Raw genomic sequence first — 2186 nt, 5'->3', positions numbered from 1 at the left:
TGTCGGCAACGCTCGAAAATGAGGCCGATCCGACGCTCGAAAACGAGGCCACCGGTTCTTGTGTTTCTAGTCTGCCGTGTCTTGGGTTCTGATGCTGGGCAGGGTGTCGATTCCGCGGTTGCGTAGCCGGTAGCTGGCGCCCTTCAGGGTGAGGACGTCGGCGTGGTGAACGACGCGGTCGATCATCGCGGCGGCGACGGCTTGGTCGCCGAAGACGCCGCCCCATCCGCTGAACGGCAGGTTCGACGTGAGGATCAGCGAGGCGTGCTCATAGCGGCTGGACACGAGTTGGAAGAACAGGTTCGCGGCGTCTTGCTCGAAGGGCAGGTAGCCGACCTCGTCGACGATGATCAGGCCGTAGCGGCGCAGCCTGGCGAGCTCGTTAGGGAGCCGGCCGGCGCGGTGGGCGTCGGTGAGTCTGGTGACCCAGTCGGTCGCGGTGGCGAACAGGACCCGGTGTCCGTGGTGTGCGGCGGCGATGCCCAGGCCGGTGGCCAGATGTGTCTTGCCTGTGCCGGGCGGGCCGAGCAGTACGACGTTGCGGGCTTCGGTCAAGAAGCCACCGGATGCCAGTGACGCGATCTGCTGCCGGACGGCGGGTTGGGCGTCCCAGTCGAACTCCTCCAAGGTCTTCCTCGCCGCGAACCCGGCTGCCCGGATCCGCAGATGGGCACCGGACGCGTTCCGTGCGGCGACCTCACGGTCGAGCACCGCGGCGAGGTACTCCTCGTGGGTCCAGCCGGCGTCCCTGGCGTGGTCGGCCAGTCGGCCGGCTGCTTCTGTGATCCTGGGGGCCTTCAACGCTGATGCGAGGTAGGTCAGCTGCTTGAGCGCCTCGGTCGTCTCGTTCTTCTTCGTGGCCATCAGGCAACCTCCCCGTCGGCGACGACATCAGGCTGGGCGTCGGCCAGGCCGCCGTCGATGAGCCCGAAGGCACGGTCGTAGTCGGCCAGATCCCTGCTGAGTTCCTCGTTCGGTCCGGCGGCTGGTCGTGGCAGTTGGAACTGCTCGCGCAGCACCTTCGCCGCGGCGACGTGGACAGGGTCGGTGATCGTCTGGCCGCGGGCCCAGACCCGGTGATGGGCAGCGACGACTCGCCCTTCGTGACGAACCTCGACCCGGGACAGGTCGGCGGTCACGTCGACGAACCGGCCGATCAGCGACGGGTCGACGGAGTAGTCGCTTGAGTCGATGCGGACGTAGTAGTCGCGTCCCAGCCGGACCCGGTTGACCCAGCCCACCGTCGGTGGCACTGGTGGCAACGCCAGCATCGCTGCCCGATCGGCATCGAGCAGATCGATGGGCCTGGCCTTGATGGTGCGCACCACCCGCGCGTTGGCGATGGCCAACCAGTCGGTGAACTGGGTGTTGAAGTCGGCCGGTGACGTGAAGTCGCGTCCGGGCATGAAGGAGGTCTCGAAGTAGCCGTTGCGTCGCTCGACGATGCCCTTGGACTCAGGGTCGTAAGGCTTCAATCGCTGCAGCGTGGTGGCCAGCGTGCCGGTGAACGCGCCGACGCCTTCAGCATGCCGCTTGCCGCGGCCGATCCCGGACTCGTTGTCCCAGATCAACCTCCGCGGGACCCGGCCGAGCTGCTGCAGCAGCATCCACATGCCCAGCAGCAGATCGGCTGTGTGCCGAGTCGGGATCATCGCCCCGACCATGAAGCGCGAGTGTGCCGCGGTGATCACCAGCACGGGCAGCAACGTCTTGCTGCCGTCCTCGAGTGGGATCTTCTTCGGCGGGAACCACAGGTCGCACTGCGCCGCGTCGCCTGGTAGCCACGTCAGCCGGTCCGAAGGATCGACCGGCCGATGCTCAGGACGAAGGCGCCGGACGTTGTCACGAAACCACGTGATCGACCCTGTCCAGCCGACCCGCTCGGCGATCACCGTCGCCGGCATATCCGGTGTCTTCGCGAGCAGTTGCTTCACCGACGACTCGAACGGGGTGAACGCAGTCGGCGCGGCCGGCCGCTCGTACTTCGGTGGCCGGTCCGAGGCGAGCGCCCACTCGACCGTGGCCCTGCCGATCCCCAGATCCCGTGCGACCTGCCGCTGCGGAACACCGTCCGCAACCAGCCGCCGGATCAAAGCCCAATCCTCCACTGAGATCACCCATCCAATCTGTCTGGGTGGCCTCGTTTTCGACCGTCGCTATGGCCTCGTTTTCAAGCGTCGTCGACA

General features: G+C 67.0%; 2 protein-coding genes. Both read right to left on the bottom strand.

Annotation, left to right across the window (positions count from 1 at the left end; genetic code table 11):
- Positions 1-66 precede the first annotated feature (66 nt).
- Positions 67-864, bottom strand: a complete 798-nt coding sequence (gene istB, locus KSO98_RS18320) for an IS21-like element helper ATPase IstB (RefSeq protein ID WP_225287201.1) — start codon at positions 862-864, stop codon at positions 67-69.
- Positions 864-2117, bottom strand: a complete 1254-nt coding sequence (istA, locus tag KSO98_RS18315) for an IS21 family transposase (RefSeq protein ID WP_225287200.1) — start codon at positions 2115-2117, stop codon at positions 864-866. Before istA ends, istB begins: the two co-directional genes overlap by 1 nt.
- Positions 2118-2186: the final 69 nt, after the last annotated feature.

Source organism: Nocardioides nematodiphilus (genome assembly GCF_020216525.1).
GTDB classification, from domain to species: Bacteria; Actinomycetota; Actinomycetes; order Propionibacteriales; family Nocardioidaceae; genus Nocardioides; species Nocardioides nematodiphilus.
Note: the sequence above shows the minus strand (reverse complement) of the source record. Positions and strands in the feature narration are given on the sequence as shown.

Excerpts from the sequence above, each read along its gene's own strand:
- istB (WP_225287201.1), bottom strand. The coding sequence starts at position 864 with ATGGCCACGAAGAAGAACGAGACGACCGAGGCGCTCAAGCAGCTGACC.